Source organism: Pseudomonas sp. FG86 (assembly GCF_057808775.1).
In genome coordinates, this window is sequence record NZ_JBMDIS010000183.1 from 1 (window position 1) to 1578 (window position 1578).

General features: G+C 52.8%; 2 rRNA genes. Both read left to right on the forward strand.

From position 1 onward, the window contains the following. Positions 1 to 1372: ribosomal RNA gene (locus tag ACODSV_RS36190) — 23S ribosomal RNA — on the forward strand; the annotation flags it as partial. Positions 1373 to 1529: 157 nt separating this feature from the next. Next, positions 1530 to 1578: ribosomal RNA gene (gene rrf, locus ACODSV_RS36195) — 5S ribosomal RNA — on the forward strand; the annotation flags it as partial.

The window sequence follows — 1578 nt, forward strand, 5'->3', positions numbered from 1 at the left end:
TCTTTTAGATGACGAAGTGGTTGATGCCATGCTTCCAAGAAAAGCTTCTAAGCTTCAGGTAACCAGGAACCGTACCCCAAACCGACACAGGTGGTTGGGTAGAGAATACCAAGGCGCTTGAGAGAACTCGGGTGAAGGAACTAGGCAAAATGGCACCGTAACTTCGGGAGAAGGTGCGCCGGTGAGGGTGAAGGACTTGCTCCGTAAGCCCATGCCGGTCGAAGATACCAGGCCGCTGCGACTGTTTATTAAAAACACAGCACTCTGCAAACACGAAAGTGGACGTATAGGGTGTGACGCCTGCCCGGTGCCGGAAGGTTAATTGATGGGGTTAGCTAACGCGAAGCTCTTGATCGAAGCCCCGGTAAACGGCGGCCGTAACTATAACGGTCCTAAGGTAGCGAAATTCCTTGTCGGGTAAGTTCCGACCTGCACGAATGGCGTAACGATGGCGGCGCTGTCTCCACCCGAGACTCAGTGAAATTGAAATCGCTGTGAAGATGCAGTGTATCCGCGGCTAGACGGAAAGACCCCGTGAACCTTTACTATAGCTTTGCACTGGACTTTGAATTTGCTTGTGTAGGATAGGTGGGAGGCTTTGAAGCGTGGACGCCAGTTCGCGTGGAGCCAACCTTGAAATACCACCCTGGCAACTTTGAGGTTCTAACTCAGGTCCGTTATCCGGATCGAGGACAGTGTATGGTGGGTAGTTTGACTGGGGCGGTCTCCTCCTAAAGAGTAACGGAGGAGTACGAAGGTGCGCTCAGACCGGTCGGAAATCGGTCGTAGAGTATAAAGGCAAAAGCGCGCTTGACTGCGAGACAGACACGTCGAGCAGGTACGAAAGTAGGTCTTAGTGATCCGGTGGTTCTGTATGGAAGGGCCATCGCTCAACGGATAAAAGGTACTCCGGGGATAACAGGCTGATACCGCCCAAGAGTTCATATCGACGGCGGTGTTTGGCACCTCGATGTCGGCTCATCACATCCTGGGGCTGAAGCCGGTCCCAAGGGTATGGCTGTTCGCCATTTAAAGTGGTACGCGAGCTGGGTTTAGAACGTCGTGAGACAGTTCGGTCCCTATCTGCCGTGGACGTTTGAGATTTGAGAGGGGCTGCTCCTAGTACGAGAGGACCGGAGTGGACGAACCTCTGGTGTTCCGGTTGTCACGCCAGTGGCATTGCCGGGTAGCTATGTTCGGAATAGATAACCGCTGAAAGCATCTAAGCGGGAAACTAGCCTCAAGATGAGATCTCACTGGGACCTTGAGTCCCCTGAAGGGCCGTCGAAGACTACGACGTTGATAGGTTGGGTGTGTAAGCGCTGTGAGGCGTTGAGCTAACCAATACTAATTGCCCGTGAGGCTTGACCATATAACACCCAAGCAATTTGCTGACCTGAAAAGGCACCAGATTGCGGTGTGTGAAGACGAAACGAACCGAAAGTTCGAAACTCACAAAACACCGAAAGCTGTCACATACCCAATTTGCTGAAGCGAGGCCAGCTGGCCACGACTCAGTACCCGAATTTCTTGACGACCATAGAGCATTGGAACCACCTGATCCCATCCCGAACTCAG